Origin of the sequence: Stenotrophomonas sp. NA06056 (assembly GCF_013364355.1) — a bacterium.
GTDB lineage: Bacteria > Pseudomonadota > Gammaproteobacteria > Xanthomonadales > Xanthomonadaceae > Stenotrophomonas.
The window spans coordinates 863,104-879,231 of the sequence record NZ_CP054931.1 but is presented as its reverse complement, the minus strand read 5'-3'; the positions used below and the strand labels follow the sequence as shown (position 1 = coordinate 879,231).

The following is a 16,128-nucleotide window of genomic DNA, read 5'->3' as shown; positions in this document are numbered from 1 at the left end:
CAGTACCGGCGGTTATCAGGTTGCCCGGGATTCAGGCAGACGACATGGGCCGTTGCTAGGCTTCGCCGCCGGGCGCTTCGCCCCGGACAAGGACGCCCTACCGATGCAGCCCTCCCCGTGGACTCCCGCCGCCGGCACCCCGACCCAGGTACTGCTGGTCGAAGACGACCGCCGCTTGGCCGAGCTGGTCAGCGACTACCTGCACGAACATGGATTTGCGGTGCAGCACGTGCCACGAGGTGACCTGGCCAGCGCGGCCTGCCGCCAGCACGCGCCGGAACTGGTGGTGCTGGACCTGATGCTGCCTGGGCTCGGTGGCATTGATGTGTGCCGGCAGATCCGCAGCTTCTCCGATGTACCGATTCTGATGCTGACGGCATGCGAGGACGATATCGAACAGGTGCTGGGCCTGGAGTCCGGCGCCGATGACTACGTGCACAAGCCGATCGAGCCGCGCCTGCTGCTGGCGCGCCTGCGTGCGCTGCTGCGCCGTCGCCATGGCAGCGGCCCTGCCGGTGTGCCGTGCCGGCTGATGCATGGGCAACTGCTGATCGATCGCGTGCAGCGCGAGGTTCACCTGCATGGGCAGCCGGTGGAACTGGGCACCACAGAGTTCGAGATCCTCTGGCTGCTGGCCAGCCAACCCGGGCAGATCCTCTCGCGCGACCAGATCCTGCAGGCGGCGCGCGGCATCGGCTTTGATGGCCTGGACCGCAGCGTGGACGTCTGCATCGGCAAGCTGCGGCGCAAGCTGGGCGATGACGCGCGCGAACCGCGCCGGATCAAGACCGTGTGGGGCCGCGGTTACCAGTTCAATCCGTCGGCCTGGTCGGCGTGAAGCGCCTGTTCCTGTGGCTGTGGTTCGTCACTGGTGCCTGCCTGCTGGTGTCGGTGTTCAGCCTCAACCATCTGCTGGACCGCATCTACACGCCCCTGCAGGAACGTGTCTTCGTCGAACAGGTGCGCGGACAGGTGTACGCGTTGCGCAGCGGACTGACCGGCCTGGACCGCGTGCAGCAACAGCAGCGTGTGGCGCAGTGGCAACCACACTACGGCATCACGCTGTCATTGCTGGATGCACCGCCGGTGCTCGAAGACGAAGAGCGCAGTGTCCTGCGCGGGGACGGCTTCATTGTCCGCAACCGCTACCAGCAGGTCCTGCTGCCCATCGATGGCGCTGACGGGCGCTGGCTGGAGCTGCGCTTTCCCGGCGAAGTGCAGATGACCCTGTACATGACCGTCGCCGCGTACCTGTGCATCCTGCTGCTGGTGGGCGCCTGCCTGTATGCGTGGGTACGCCTGCTGTGGCGCGACCTGGAGGCGCTGCGGGGTCATGCCGACCGCATCGGTGCTGGCGATCTGCAGGCGCGAGCCCAGGTATCGCCGCGCTCGCAGATCCGGGTCATCGTCGAGCATTCCAACCGCATGGCAGCACGCGTGGCCGAACTGGTGCAACGGCAGCGCGATCTTACCCATGCCATTTCCCACGAGCTGCGCACGCCGATCGCACGCCTGGCCTTCGGCCTGGATCTGATGCAGGACAGCAACGATCCGGCGCGGCGGGCACACCTCGCTGCCGGCCTGCATGGCGATCTGGCCGAGCTCAATCGCTTGGTCAGCGAGCTGCTGGCGTACGAGCGGCTGGAGCACCCCAACGATGCCGAGCCCCTGCAGCGGATCGAGGCGAACGACTGGCTGCAGGCCTGCATGGAAGACGCGCGCCGCGATGCCGAGCGCGTGGGCCTGGTGTTGCAGGTGTGGCCCAGTGCGCTGCCGCGCGTGGATGCCGAGCCGCGCCTGCTGCAGCTGGCCCTGAGCAATCTGGTCGGCAATGCGATGCGCTATGCACGCACCCGCGTGGAGGTGTCACTGGTCAGCGTGGCCGGCAAGGCCTGCCTGCGCGTGGATGACGATGGCCCCGGCATCGCCGAAGCCGATCGCGAGAAGGTGCTGCGCCCGTTCACCCGTCTGGATGACAGCCGCAGCCGTGATACCGGCGGCTTCGGCCTGGGCCTGGCCATCGCCGGGCGCATCGCGGTTCGCCACCATGGAGAACTCCGCGTGGGACGCGCGACCCTCGGTGGCGCGCGCCTGGAAATGCACTGGCCCATGGCTGCCAGCTGAACGGCGCTGCCCGCGCTTACAGTTGCTTACAACTCCCGCACAACTGCGGACGGATTGGTCGCTGGCGTCCCGCCACGCTGGCGACCCTGCAGCACGCGCCGGATGCGCGCGCTGCGTTTCCTCCCAATGTAGAGAGTTGCCATGTCCCACCTTCGCCGTTTTCCCACCCTGCTTGGCCTGGCCCTGCTGCCCTTGTTCGCAACGTCCACAGCGCATGCCAAGGATGACCAATGGACCTTCGAGCTTGCCGCTGGCGGCGGTGTCGCCCCGCGTTACAGCGGCAGCGAGGAATTCCAGGCCGCCCCTACACTGTCCTTCGACGTGACGTCGCCGGGCGGCTGGTTTCTGGGTACCAGCGGTGCGGGTTGGGGTACGGCGATCGGCGAACACACCCGCGTGCGTGCCTACGTCGGCGGCAGCGGCAGCCGCCGCGAGAAGGACTCGATCCTCGGCGGCTCGGACTTCCTGCGTGGCATGGGCGATATCCGTACCCGGCCCCTGGTCGGCCTGGCAGCTGGCTATACGCTGGGTGAGGCGGTGCTGAGTGGTTCCTGGCAGTACACGCTGAAAGACGACGACAAGGGCGACAACGGCCTCGCCACCCAGCAAATCCACCTGAACCTGGAGATGCCGTTGTTCGACCTGGCCGGTGGCGTGGTCAGCGGCAGCGTCTCCACCGACTACGGCAACCGCGGCTACATGCAGACCTGGTACGGCGTCAGCCCTGACCAGGCCGCACGCACCGGTTTCGCCCGGCACAAGCCCAAGGCCGGCCTGGTCAGCGCCGGCCTGGGCATGAAATGGAGCCATCGCGCCGGTCGCAACGGCAACTGGTACATCGCCGTGGAAGGCACCCGCCTGCTGGGCGATGCGGCCGACAGCCCGATCGTGCAGAAGGCCAACCAGTTCGGGTTGATGACCGGGTACACGCACCGGTTCTGAGCATTGCCGGCAAGCGCCGCGCGCAGCTGGTGTGGAAACAGGGCGCTGCGATCATGCAGCGCCCCGTTCGGCTCAGGCTTTGGCAAACACCAGATGGCCGCCGTCGTTGCCCACTTCGATGGTGTCGCCGTTGGCGAAGGCACCGGACAGGATCTGCTGCGCCAGCGGATTCTCCAGCTGTGCCTGGATCGCACGCTTCAGCGGACGCGCACCGTAGACTGGATCGAAGCCGACATTGCCGAGCAGATCGAACGCCGCATCGGACACCACAAGCTTCAGGCCACGCTCGGCCAAGCGCTTCTCCAGGCCACGCATCTGGATGCGCGCGATCTGCTTGATCTGCTGCTTGTCCAGCGGATGGAACACCACGATGTCGTCCAGGCGGTTGATGAACTCCGGACGGAAGTGCGCCTGCACCACGCCCATCACCGCCGCCTTCATCTGCGTGTAGGCTTCCGGCGTGTCATCGCCACTCATGTCCTGGATCTGGTGCGAGCCCAGGTTGGACGTCATCACGATGACGGTATTGCGGAAGTCCACCGTGCGGCCCTGGCCGTCGGTCAGACGACCGTCGTCCAGCACCTGCAGCAGGATGTTGAACACATCCGGATGCGCCTTTTCCACCTCATCCAGCAGGATCAGCGAATACGGGCGGCGGCGCACCGCCTCTGTCAGGTAACCGCCTTCCTCGTAGCCCACGTAGCCCGGGGGCGCACCGATCAGGCGTGCGACGCTGTGCTTCTCCATGAACTCGCTCATGTCGATGCGGATCATCGCGTCGGCGCTGTCGAACAGGAACTCGGCCAGTGACTTGCACAGCTCGGTCTTGCCCACACCGGTCGGGCCGAGGAACAGGAACGAGCCACCCGGTCGGTTCGGATCGGACAAGCCAGCGCGCGAACGACGCACCGCATCGGACACCACCTTGATCGCCTCTTCCTGGCCGACCACGCGGTTGTGCAGCACCTCTTCCATGCGCAGCAGCTTGTCACGCTCGCCTTCAAGCATCTTGTTGACCGGAATGCCGGTCCAACGCGAGACGACCTCGGCGATCTCCTCGTCGGTGACCCGGTCCTGCACCAGCTTGAAGTCGTGGTTCTCCACTTCCTGTGCGGCCGCCAGCTGCTTTTCCAGCTGCGGCAGCACGCCGTACTGGATCTCGCTCATGCGGGCGAAATCCTGCCGACGCTGCGCAGACTCCAGTTCAACCTTGGCCTGCTCGACCTGCTCCTTGATCTTCGTGGTGCCCTGCAGCGCGGCCTTCTCCGACTTCCAGACTTCGTTGAGATCGGAGAACTCGCGCTCCAGCGCATCGATATCGTTTTCCAGATCGGCCAGGCGCTGCCGCGAGGCATCGTCCTTTTCCTTCTTCAGCATCTCGCGCTGGATCTTCAGCTGGATCAAACGACGTTCCAGTCGATCCAGCTCCTCCGGCTTGGAGTCGATCTCCATGCGCAGGCGCGAAGCGGCTTCGTCCATCAGGTCGATGGCCTTGTCCGGCAGCTGGCGGTCGGTGATGTAGCGGTTGGACAGCGTTGCAGCGGCAACGATGGCCGGGTCGGTGATTTCCACCCCGTGGTGCACCGCGTACTTTTCCTTCAGGCCACGCAGGATCGCGATGGTGTCCTCCACCGTCGGCTCACCCACGAACACCTTCTGGAAGCGGCGCTCCAATGCGGCATCCTTTTCGATGTACTTGCGGTACTCGTCCAGCGTGGTCGCACCGACGCAGTGCAGTTCACCGCGTGCGAGTGCCGGCTTGAGCATGTTGCCGGCATCCATCGCACCGTCGGCCTTGCCCGCGCCGACCATGGTGTGCAGCTCGTCGATGAACAGGATGATCTGCCCTTCGCTCTTGGCCAGGTCGTTGAGCACGCCCTTCAGGCGCTCCTCGAATTCACCGCGGAACTTCGCACCGGCAATCAGCGCGCCCATGTCCAATGACAGCACGCGCTTGCCGCGCAGGCCTTCGGGCACTTCGTCATTGATGATGCGCTGGGCCAGGCCCTCCACGATCGCGGTTTTGCCCACGCCGGGTTCACCGATCAGCACCGGGTTGTTCTTGGTGCGGCGCTGAAGCACCTGGATGGTGCGGCGGATCTCCTCGTCACGGCCAATCACCGGATCGAGCTTGCCACTCTCGGCACGCGCGGTCAGATCGATCGTGTACTTTTCCAGCGCCTGGCGCTGTTCCTCGGCGTTCTCCGACTGCACGTTCTCGCCGCCACGCAGCTTGTCGATGGCAGTCTGCAGCCGCGCCTTGTCGGCACCGGCAGCGCGCAGCGCCATGCCCAGCGTGCCGCCGTCCTCCAGTGCGGCCAGCACGAACCACTCGCTGGCGATGAAGGCATCGCCCTGCTGCTGTGCCAGCTTGTCGGTGTGGTTGAGCAGGCGGTTGAGGTCGTTGCCGATCGACAGGTTGCCGGCCTGGCCGGACACCTTCGGCAGCGCTTCAAGCGCTTCGTCCAGGCGCTCGCGCAGCACCGGCACGTTGACGCCGGCCTGCGCCAGCAACGGTCGAGTGCTGCCACCCTGCTGGTCCAGCAGGGCGCTGAAGACATGTACCGGTTCAATGATGCTGTTGTCGCGGCCTACCGCCAGCGACTGTGCGTCTGCCAACGCCTGCTGGAAACGCGAGGTGAGCTTGTCCATGCGCATTGCGAAACCTCATCGGTCATCGTTGGCCGGCCCGCGCCGGCGATGCTGGAAAGATGCGGTTGCCCCACCCCGTTTCAAGGGTGGCTGCGACTGCATTCGCAGGCCAGTCAGCCTGCGGCCAGCATGCCGGAGAGGGTGTGGTCGGCGCGTTGATCCGGATCAGATCCGCACAGGGCGTGGCTCAACGGCTGATCGCGCCCCGGATCGCCCGCAGCTGCTGCTTGACCGCCCGCGCCTGCGCCGGGTCCATGCGCAGCAGCGCCTTCTGGCCAATCGAGCGCGACTGCAGGGAGGCGTCGGCAAAGCGGTAGCGGCCACGCTCATCACGCTGCACCAGTGGCGCTTGAGCCAGTTCAGGGGTATCCAGCAGGTGATCGATCACCGCCACCAGGCGGTCATTGAAATAGCCGTCGGGCCTGCCAAGATCGACGTAGGCCTGCTGGATCAACGGATAGAAGCGCTTGTACGCCAGGGCTGCCGCCGTCGGGTCCATCGCGCTGAAGGCCTGCACATAGGGCGCATAGCGCGCCGCATTGCCCGCGGCGATGCGTTCGCCACCGTCGGTCGGCTCCACCTGCAGGCTGCCCGGCAGCGGCCGTGCGGCCAGCGCGGTTGGCGGCACACTGGTCTTGTCCAGGTTGTCGACCTGGGTGACCAGCCGCTGGATCAGGTGATCGCGCAGCAGCGCAGTCAATGCACCCTCGCCCTGCAACAGCTGGCTCAATGCGCTCCAGGCAGCAGCATCGCTGTCGGCCAGTTTCGGCAACGCCGGGTCGGCGGCGGCCTCGGAATCCAGTGGATGCTGGATCGGGGGTGCCGCCGGCGCTGCGGTCGCTGCCGGTTGCGAAGGTGCGCCGGTACGGGCGGGCGTTGATTGCACCGGCACCGAAACGCCGTCTGCCAGGCCCTGCAGCTGGTCGCGGAACAACCATGTGCCCGCACCACCCACCACCACCACGCCCAGAACCCAGGGCCAGACCGCTTTTGCACTCTGCATGATGCCGCACCTCGCTTTTCACCCGCATGGACAAGGTGTGACTGCCCTGATTCCGGCGGGTTCCCCACCCATTCCGCTGGCGTTGTGGTTCACGCCTGCTTTGCGCGACAAGCGCCACCCTGCTGTTCCTGTTGGATGGAGAAGCCTTCATGCAGTACGCGCTGTACTACTGGACCGGCATCCAGGGCCGTGGCGAATTCGTGCGGCTGGCGTTGGAAGATGCCGGCGCCGACTATGTCGACATGGCGCGGGTGCACGGCGATGCGGTGATGCAGCCGTTCCTCGACGGCCACAGCGAAGGTACGCAACCGTTCGCGCCACCGTTCCTGAAGGCAGGACGACAGGTCATCGCACAGGTTGCGGCCATTCTCGATTTCCTTGGCCCGACGCTGGATCTGGTTCCGCAGGCCGCCTCACGGCGCATGCAGGCGCTGCAGTTGCAGCTGACCATCGCCGATCTGGTGGCCGAGGTGCACGACACCCATCATCCAATCACCACGTCGAAGTACTACGAAGACCAGAAGACTGAAGCGAAGGCGCGCGCAACAGCGATGCGTGGCGAGCGCTTGCCGAAGTTCCTCGGCTACTTCGAGCAGGTATTGAAGGCCAACGGCGGTCGCCACCCACTGCGCGAACACTCCTACGTGGACCTGTCACTGTTCCAGATGCTGAGCGGGCTGGACTACATGTTTCCGTGCCGAATGCAGGCGTTGTGGCCCACGCTGCCGCTGCTGCGCGCATTGAAGGATCGGGTGGAACAACGGCCCAACATCGCCACCTATCTCGCGTCGGAGCGGCGGCTTGCCTTCAACACCAACGGCATCTTCCGGCATTACCCGGAACTGGATTCAGAGCGGTAATACCGCCGCCTGCCACTCTCCCACGTAGAGCCGAGCCATGCTCGGCTCAGAGCAGCCGAGCGCAGGCTCGGCTCTACAACGTACCCGAAGCCGACCGATGCCCAGCAGGGTGCCGGCCAGCGGCCGGCACTACCCGTGATCAGTCGTTTTCAGCCAGCGGCTTCACTGCTTGCTTCTGCAGCGACAGCAGGCCCAACAGGATGGCCAACGCCACATACGCACCGGCGAACTGCCAGCTGATGACGCGGGCCAGGCCCTGCAGGTCCCACGGCAGGTAGATGCCGCCGCGCGGATCCACCGAATGGATCAGGCCGAACAATGTAAGTACCGCCGCCACCAGCAGGAAGCCACAGGCGCGGCGCAGGCGCCCATCGACCATCGCCGCAACGGTAGCGATCCACAGCATCGAGGTGATGATGAAGCCGTTGCCCAGCGCGAAAATCACCGCCAGCTCTGGCAAGCCATGGCCATCGACGTGGGTCAGCAACGCGCCCATCTGCTCGGCCGGAATCCAGCCCGGCGCCTTGATCGCCAGCAGGTAGGCCGCCGACGGCAGGAAGCCCAGCACCATCGCACCGGCATGCTGGCGCGGCGTCGCCTGGAACGCCTGGGTGGTGATGTCGATCGACACGTACACGATGATCGGCGCCAGCACCGCCAGCGGCAGCCACTGCACCAGCCCGGAAATGATGCCGAGCATGCCGCCGATGCCGACGAACAGGCCGGTCAGCAGGGTGTAGCCGCTGCGCGCGCCCATGTGCTTGTACGCCGGTTGGCCGATGTACGGCGTGGTCTGCGCCACGCCACCGCAGACGCCTGCCACCAACGTCGCCACCGCTTCCACCAGCAGGATGTCGCGGGTGCGGTAGTCATCGCCGGCCGCGCGCGCGCTCTCGGACACGTTGATGCCACCCACCACCATCAGCAGGCCGAACGGCAGCAGCAGCGGCAGGTAGGTCATCGCCGTGGGCAGGCCCTCGATGAAGCCCAGCGTCGGCAGCGGCAGCACCACCTGCGGCGGCACCCAGGCCGGAATCTGGAAGCCGGGCACACCCAGCCCGGCCAGGCCAAGCCCGTAATACAGGGCGGTACCGAACACGAACGCCAGCAGCACGCCCGGGCCGCGCAGCGGCAGCTTGCCCTTTGCGATCAGCACGTACAGCAGCAGGCCCAGCGTGGTGAAGCCGACCAGCGGCGAGCGCAGGGTCTCCAGCAGCGGTAGCAGCCCCATCAGCACCAGCGCGATGCCCGCGATGGAGCCCAGCAGCGCGGCACGCGGCAGCGCGCGGGTCACCGCTTCACCGAAGAAGGACAGGATCAGCTTGAGCACGCCCATGATGACCAGCGAGGCCATGCCCAGCTGCCAGGTGGCGATAGCGGCGGCATGCGGGTCCATGCCCTGCTGCTTGAAGGCCAGGAAGGCCGGGCCAAGCACCAGCAGCGCCATGCCGATGCTGGTCGGCGCATCCAGGCCGAGCGGCATGGCGGTGACGTCGTCGCGCCCGGTACGCGCAGCCAGGCGCCGTGCCATCAGGGTGTACAGCAGGTTGCCGACCAGCACGCCCAGGGCGGTGCCGGGGAACATGCGGCCGAAGACCACGTCGGCGGGGAACTGGAACATCCCGACCAGCGCCATGGCGATGAAGCCGAGGATGGAGAGATTGTCGACGACCAGGCCGAAGAAGCCATTGAAGTCGCCAGCGACGAACCAGCGGCGCGGCGCGGTGGAAGCGGGAGCGGACATGGAAGGGGCGGTGGGGGTGGGGACCGCCGATGGTAGGCCCAGCGGGGCCGGCGCGCCAATTCCCGGGTGGAATGATGGGTTCCAGCCAACGGCGGAGCCCCTCGTGGCTGGTCGCCGAAAGCAGCCTATCGGAGTGGCCCGGGCGGGATGGGCTGCGCAGGACACGCCGTAAACCCATCCATGGGGGCTCGATGGCGCCATCCATGGCGCCAACGGTCCTGCGCAACCCACCCCACCCGGCCCCTGACAGTTTCCTGCGCGCGCCAGCCACGGAAGAGAATCAAAAGATCAAAGGCAAGAGCCGGTCGCTACGCTCGCGAGCACCTGATCGCAGACATCTGCCTGGTTGCCGGCCAGCGGCCGGCATACCGGGAAGCATCCACGCATGGCGTGGATCTACCGTGTCGACCAAGGTCGACACCCACCAGAAACCGGTCACGCCATTCCGACAGATCGTGGGATTCTGTCGAAGGCGGGGTGGGTCCGGTTGCGGGGGTGTCCGCGGCATGGATGCCGCGGCCAAGCCCCCATGGATGGGTTTACGGCGTCCCCCGCAACCGGACCCACCCCGCCATCCCACGGAATGCCCGCTGTTGCTGTTGCTTCAGCTGTTGCTTCGGCTGTTGCTGTTGCTTCAGCTGTTGCTTCGGCTGTTGCTGTTGCTTCAGCTGTTGCTTCGGCTGTTGCTGTTGCTGTTGCTGTTGCTTTGGCCTCGGCGGGTGCAGGGCGCAGCCCTGCATCAAACCCAACCCCTACTTCTTCAGGAAATTGTCCACCAGCAGATGCTTCACGTCGTCGATGCGACCGCTCAGCACCGCCTTGGCCGCATACAACGCCGTGCCCGCCACCTGCTTGGCCTCGATCTGCGGCGGCATCACCAGTTCCGCGCGGCTGGTATGCACGTCCAGCAGCGCCGGACCACGCTGGGCCAGGAAATCCTGCACCGCTTCTTCCAGATCCTCGCTACGGGTCACCGTGCGGCCATGGAAGCCGATCACCTCGGCCAACCGGCCAAAGTCCGGATTCTTCAGGTCGGTGTAGTTGTCCAGCAGGCCTTCCACCTTCTGCTCCAGCTCGACGAAATTCAGTGAGCCGTTGTTGAACACCACCACCTTGATCGGAAGATCCTCCTGCACCGCCGTCAGCAGATCGCCCAGCAGCATCGCCAGCCCGCCGTCGCCGGACAGCGAGATCACCTGCCGCCCCGGGAACGCCTTCTGCAGACCCAGTGCCTGCGGCATCGCATTGGCCATCGTGCCGTGCAGCAGGCTGGTCAAGGTACGGCGCCTGCCGTTCACCCGGATGTGCCGCAGCACCCACACCATCGGCGAGCCACCGTCAGCGGTGAACAGCGCATCGTCGGTGGCGTACTTCGACAGCAGCGCGGTCAAGTGCTGCGGATGGATCAGTTCGCCTTCACCCGGCTGCTCTTCCTGTTCGCGCTTCTTCAGCGCCTTGTCGCGGTGCTCGATGCACTCGTCCAGGAAGCTGCTGTCCTCGCGCGGAGGCAGCATCGGCAGCAGTGCATCCAGCGTCGGCGCGATATCACCAACCACGCCCAGGTTCACCGGGTGGCGACGGCCGAGGTGGCTGCCATCACGGTCGACCTGGATGATCGTGGCCTTGTCCGGGTAGAACTGGCCCCAGGCAAAATCCGCGCCGAGCAGCAGCAACGTGTCGCACTCCATCAACGTATGGAACCCGGATTCGATGCCGAAGACGCCGGTCATTCCCATGTTGTACGGGTTGTCCGGTTCGACGAAATCCTTCGCACGCGAGGTGTGCGCCACCGGTGCCTGCAGGCGCCGCGCCAGTTCCAGCAACTGCGCATGGGCGCCCTGGCAACCGGCGCCGGCATAGATGCCGATACGCTTGCCCTGCCCCAGCAGTTGGGCAATCTGCTGCAGTTCAGAATCGGACGGGCGCAGCACCGGCTGGGTGTAATGCACCGAGAACGGCACATCGTGCTTCACTTCCGCTTCGCTGATGTCGGCCGGCAGGATCACCACTGCTACACCACGCCGGCTGATCGCCGCCTGGCAGGCCAGTGTCACCACGCGTCGCGCCTGTTCGGCACTGTGCACCTGCTCGCAGAACACCGAACAGCTGGCGTACACCGCCTTGAAGTCCACTTCCTGCGGGAATTCCATGCCCAGCTCGCTGGTCACCACCTGGCTGGCGATCAGCACCATCGGCGCACGATTGCGGTTGCTCTCGAACACGCCGTTGATGAAGTGCAGGCCACCGGGGCCGCAGGAGCCGGCGCAGGCGGTCAGCTGGCCACTGATCAATGAATCGGCACCGGCCGCGAACGCGGCGACCTCTTCGTGGCGCACATGCACCCACTCAATTTCACTGCGATGCAGTGCGTCGGTGACGTGGTTCAGGGTGTCGCCGACGATGCCATAACAGCGGCGGACGCCCGCCTGCTGCAATGTATCGACGACGATCTCGGCAACGCGCTTGCTCATGGTGCTGCAGCCTGGTTCGGGGGAAACCCGAGGCTAGACCCGGCGAAGTGATGTTCCCGTGGGCAAGAGGCTGATCGCCTTGTTGTGCAAACTCCGGGCGGGGCTGCCGTCAATCGTTGACGTTGATCCAGCCCTCAATCGCGCCCTGTTTCGGATTGCGGTAACGCAGCTTCACCCAACCGTTCTGCTCATCGAGCATCTCCACGCGATCGCCCTGCACCAGATAGCGCTTGGTGCTGGACGCACCGGGCTGATCGAACAGGAACAGGCGCGCCGCCAGCACGGAAGCCTGTTGACCACGCAGAGGCCCGTCGGGCGGTGCACCCAGGCCATCGGCGATGGCGCTCTCCAGCACACGACCGGCCGCATCGTAGCTGCGCCACACCGCAAGCGGGCCCTGCTCGTCGGTCTGCACCCAGTGCAGGGCAGCGTTCAGCGTATCGCCCAGCATCAGTACGTTCTCGGCGCGGTACAGATAGAGCTGCGTACCTGCAAACCGGTACTGGTCGGTGTACCACATCGGCCCACTGCGGCAGCTGCTGGTCAGCGTGCGGGTGGCCGCGTCCACGCTCAGCCCCATCAGGTCGCCGCAACTGTCCTTGCCATGGGTCACCGCCTTCAGCGCGCGGAATTCGCCACTCCGCGCGTCGAACCGATAGGCCGCAACCGCCTCGTTGACCATGCCCACCGATGCCCGCGCGACCAGTTCAGGGTGTCCATCGAAATCAATGTCCTCGGCACTCAGACGCGAATTTCCATCAGCATCCGGCGCGCCGGGCAGGTGCTGGCGCTTCCCGGCAGGCTGCAGTTGCACGGCAAGCATGCCGTCCTCCTGCACCTCAGCCGTTGCCTGCACGCCCGCTGCCGGCGAAAACCGTAGCGAGCCCCGGCCCTCATCCTGCGCCTGCGCCACGGGCGCCAACACGCCGGCCAGCATCACGCCCAACAGCACATCCCTGGGTTTCATCGTCATTCCCTGTAGCGCCACTATGGCACCTCTGGGTCAGAACGATACGTCAACCGGCTGCCGTGACCACAACACCGACTGGTGCTTGGTCTGCTGCTTCCACGCCAGCCGGATCGCTTCGATGTCGGCACGGCGCTGCGGGCTGTCCTCGTGCAGCACCACCAGCACCTTGGTGCGCAGGCGGTTGGGCGCGGCATCGCCACGGAACAGCCACTGACCGTAGGCATCGAACACGGTCAGCCCATCCGGGAAGCGCGGCGTCACTTCCTTGTCCAGGAATGCGCGCCACTGCGCGTCGCTGATGGTGTCGGCCTGCGGGCGGTCACCGGCGCCCTGCTCTTCGCCCACGCCGAAGTACAGTTCGCTGCGCACCCAACCGTGGCCACTGGACGGCCGCGCGGCGTCGCCCTGCAGGTCGGCGGTGGTGGCATAGGCGCTGGGCGCCTTGGAGGACAGGCTGGCGCAACCACTGGTGGCCAGCAGCACAGCGAAGACAAGGCCAAGGTGTTTCATCGGGAACAGCACTCCGGGAAGAGGAAAAAGCACGACGAAGGGGCACGGAGGGTACACCTGCGCCTCGGTTGCGGCTGCAACCAATGCCCTCATGCCGGCAGGGCATGAAGTGATGCGATGGGAGGCGGGGCTTGCGTCGCACCACCTCCTCACGCCAAGATAATATATCGCTTCATCCGGATGGATGTAAGTGAAACTATCTGCCCCGCCCCTTCCCCACGTCGTTGCTGCTGGAGTCCGCATGTCCCCCCGCCTGTCTGCGTCGCCGCTTGGCCTCGCCATCGCGCTCGCGCTGTCCCCCGCCCTGGCTTCGGCCCAGGACGCCGCCACCAACCTGGACACGGTGATCGTCACCGGCACCCGCGCTGCCGACCGCACCGTGCTTGAATCCACGTCGCCGGTGGACGTGTTGACCGCCGAGGACATCCGCAAGGCCGGCGTGGTCAATGGCGAGCTCGGCAGCGCCCTGCAGGCCCTGCTGCCCTCGTTCAACTTCCCGCGCCAGTCCAACTCCGGCGGCGCCGACCACGTGCGCGCCGCCCAGTTGCGTGGCCTGTCGCCGGACCAGGTGCTGGTGCTGATCAACGGCAAGCGCCGCCACCACACCGCGCTGGTCAACACTGACAGCAAGATCGGCAAGGGCACCACCCCGGTCGACTTCAATTCGATTCCGGTCAGCGCGATCAAGCGCATCGAAGTGCTGCGCGATGGCGCCGGTGCGCTGTACGGCTCCGATGCGGTGGCCGGCGTGATCAACGTGATCCTCGACAACGGCGGCGACGGCGGCGAGATCGAAGCCAGCTACGGCGCCAACCACACCGATCTCAAGCCGATCGGGCGTACCCTCACCGACGGCCAGACCGGCAACATCAGCGCCAAGGTCGGCACCTCGCTGGGCGAGGACGGTGGCTTCCTGCGCGTGGGCCTGGAGTACAAGAAGCGCAACGGTACCAACCGCGCCGGTTTCGACCAGATTCCGCCGTGGGACCAGACCGAGGCCAATCTTGCCCTGCAGGGCAAGCGCAACTACGTGCTCGGTGATGGCGCCAGCAAGGACATCAACCTGTGGCTGAACACCGAGATTCCGGTTGGCAAGACCGCGACGTTCTATGCGTTCGGCACCTTCAACCAGCGTGACACCGAAGGCGCGAACTACTTCCGCTACCCCGACGGCGATGCCAACTGGAAGCAGGTCTACCCCAACGGCTACCGGCCGATCTCCGAAGGCGAGAACCGCGACGTGCAGGCGGTGGCCGGTGTGCGCGGCCAGTGGGGCGAATGGGCTTACGACGGCAGCCTGGATTATGGCCAGAACGACTTCACGTACCGCCTGCGCGACTCGCTCAACGCCTCGCTGGGCCCGACCAGCCCGACCCGCTTCAAGACCGCCGACTACGAGTACGCACAGACCGTAGGCAACTTCGATCTGAGCCGCGTGTTCTCCCAGTCCGACAGCATCAGCCACACCCTGGGCTTCGGTGCGGAAGCCCGCCACGAGCGCTACCAGACGCGTCCGGGCGACCCGGCCAGCTACGCCGCCGGCCCGTACACCGATCGTCCCACTGGCTCGCAGGCAGGTGGCGGTCTGACCCCGCAGGACGCGGCCACCCTGTCGCGTGATGTGGCCAGCGCCTACGCCAGCCTGTCCAGCCAGTTCGGCGAAAAATTCTCCACCGATCTGGCGGCGCGCTACGAACACAGCGATGACTTCGGCGGCGAGCTGACCGGCAAGCTCGGCCTGCGCTACGAATTCACCCCCGCATTCGCCCTGCGCGGCGCGATCTCCAACAATTTCCGTGCGCCGTCGCTGGCGCAGATCGGCTACGAATCCACCTCCACCGGGTACAACGCCGGTGGCCAGCTGGTGCAGGGTCGCCTGCTCTCGGTCAACAACCCGATCGCCCGCGGCCTGGGTGCGCAGGACCTGAAGCCTGAGAAGTCGCTCAATACTTCGCTGGGCTTCACCAGCCGCATCGGTGAGCATTTCGACCTGTCGCTGGACTTCTTCCAGATCGATATCGACGACCGCATCGCGCTGTCGGAAAGCATCACCGGCGATGCACTGACCGACTTCGTGGCCGCCAACTACGGTGTCACCGGGCTGCAGAGCGCCAGCTTCTTCGTCAACGCCGCCGATACCCGCACCCGCGGTGCCGAACTGGTGACCAACTGGCGCCAGGCACTGGGCGATGGGCAGCTGCTGCTGACCGGCACCTACGCTTACACCAAGACCACGCTGAAGAACGTGCTGGCCACCCCGGCCCAGCTGCAGGCGCTGGACGCGGACTACGTGCTGTTCGGCATTGAAGAGACCAATACGCTCACCGATGCCACCCCGCGCAGCCGCGCCGGTTTCTCGGCCGCCTGGAGCAACGACCACTGGTCCCTGAGCAGCCGCGTGAACCGCTACGGCAGTGCCACCCGCGTATTCAACTTCGGCGATGGCTACATTCCGCGCCAGACCTACCAGGCCGAGTGGCAGCTGGATGCGGAAGTGGAGTACCGCATCACGCCGCAGTGGAGCGTGGCCATCGGCGGGCAGAACCTGACCGACAACTACCCGGATCGCTCCAACGAGGACATCCATTACTTCGGCAACCTGCCCTACGACGTGCTGTCACCGATCGGCAGCAACGGCGCGTACTACTACGGGCGCGTGCGTTACACGTTCTGATTGCTCTGGGTGTGATTGCCTTGGGTGGGTGCGGACCGTTGGTCCGCACAGCATGCCGACCAACGGTCGGCACCCACTGGGACGCCATGGGTCCCTGCGGGTGGGTGCGGACCGTTGGTCCGCACCAGCCGGCACTACCCCAATCCGTAGCCTGACCTCGACCCCACGTACACGCCGA

At 66.0% G+C, this 16,128-nt stretch carries 11 protein-coding genes; 5 read left to right on the top strand and 6 right to left on the bottom strand.

From position 1 onward, the window contains the following. The first annotated feature begins 103 nt into the window (after positions 1-103). From HUT07_RS03855 to HUT07_RS03845, 3 genes are all read left to right on the top strand, one after another. On the top strand, positions 104-838 hold the full coding sequence (locus HUT07_RS03855) for a response regulator transcription factor (protein WP_176019814.1): 735 nt from the start codon (positions 104-106) through the stop codon (positions 836-838). Beyond that, on the top strand, positions 835-2,124 hold the full coding sequence (locus tag HUT07_RS03850; RefSeq protein WP_176019813.1) for an ATP-binding protein: 1,290 nt from the start codon (positions 835-837) through the stop codon (positions 2,122-2,124). The genes HUT07_RS03855 and HUT07_RS03850 overlap by 4 nt, the downstream gene beginning before the upstream one ends. Positions 2,125-2,265: 141 nt before the next feature. Then, complete coding sequence (locus HUT07_RS03845; protein WP_176019812.1) at positions 2,266-3,066, top strand: MipA/OmpV family protein; 801 nt, start codon at positions 2,266-2,268, stop codon at positions 3,064-3,066. 72 nt (positions 3,067-3,138) lie between these two features. Here the strand turns inward: HUT07_RS03845 and clpB are convergent, their stop codons facing one another. After that, positions 3,139-5,724 (bottom strand): ATP-dependent chaperone ClpB, encoded by a 2,586-nt coding sequence (clpB, locus tag HUT07_RS03840; protein ID WP_176019811.1) that lies wholly within the window; start codon positions 5,722-5,724, stop codon positions 3,139-3,141. A 181-nt stretch (positions 5,725-5,905) separates the two neighbouring features. Next, entirely contained in the window at positions 5,906-6,721 is an 816-nt protein-coding gene (locus HUT07_RS03835; RefSeq protein ID WP_176019810.1) for a DUF3014 domain-containing protein, read from the bottom strand. Positions 6,722-6,870: 149 nt separating this feature from the next. Between HUT07_RS03835 and HUT07_RS03830 the strand changes: the two genes are divergently transcribed. Further along, positions 6,871-7,581, top strand: a complete 711-nt coding sequence (locus HUT07_RS03830; RefSeq protein WP_176019809.1) for a glutathione S-transferase — start codon at positions 6,871-6,873, stop codon at positions 7,579-7,581. A gap of 139 nt (positions 7,582-7,720) precedes the next feature. Here the strand turns inward: HUT07_RS03830 and HUT07_RS03825 are convergent, their stop codons facing one another. The 4 genes from HUT07_RS03825 to HUT07_RS03810 all read right to left on the bottom strand — a co-directional run bounded on the left by HUT07_RS03825 (position 7,721) and on the right by HUT07_RS03810 (position 13,276). Continuing rightward, complete coding sequence (locus HUT07_RS03825) at positions 7,721-9,325, bottom strand: hypothetical protein (RefSeq protein WP_176019808.1); 1,605 nt, start codon at positions 9,323-9,325, stop codon at positions 7,721-7,723. A 752-nt stretch (positions 9,326-10,077) separates the two neighbouring features. Beyond that, a complete protein-coding gene (locus HUT07_RS03820) occupies positions 10,078-11,796 on the bottom strand; it encodes a thiamine pyrophosphate-dependent enzyme (protein WP_176019807.1) in 1,719 nt (572 codons plus the stop codon). 109 nt (positions 11,797-11,905) lie between these two features. Continuing rightward, the gene (locus HUT07_RS03815; protein ID WP_176019806.1) at positions 11,906-12,763 is read right to left on the bottom strand and encodes an SH3 domain-containing protein; all 858 of its coding nucleotides are present in this window, start codon (positions 12,761-12,763) and stop codon (positions 11,906-11,908) included. A 36-nt stretch (positions 12,764-12,799) separates the two neighbouring features. Continuing rightward, positions 12,800-13,276 carry a DUF3574 domain-containing protein gene (locus tag HUT07_RS03810; protein ID WP_165377925.1) on the bottom strand — a complete coding sequence of 159 codons (477 nt, stop codon included), beginning with the start codon at positions 13,274-13,276 and terminating at the stop codon, positions 12,800-12,802. Positions 13,277-13,517: 241 nt separating this feature from the next. On the opposite strand from HUT07_RS03810, the gene HUT07_RS03805 reads away from it, so the two are divergent. Then, positions 13,518-15,950, top strand: coding sequence for a TonB-dependent receptor (locus tag HUT07_RS03805; RefSeq protein ID WP_176019805.1), 2,433 nt, complete (start codon positions 13,518-13,520; stop codon positions 15,948-15,950). Positions 15,951-16,128: the final 178 nt, after the last annotated feature.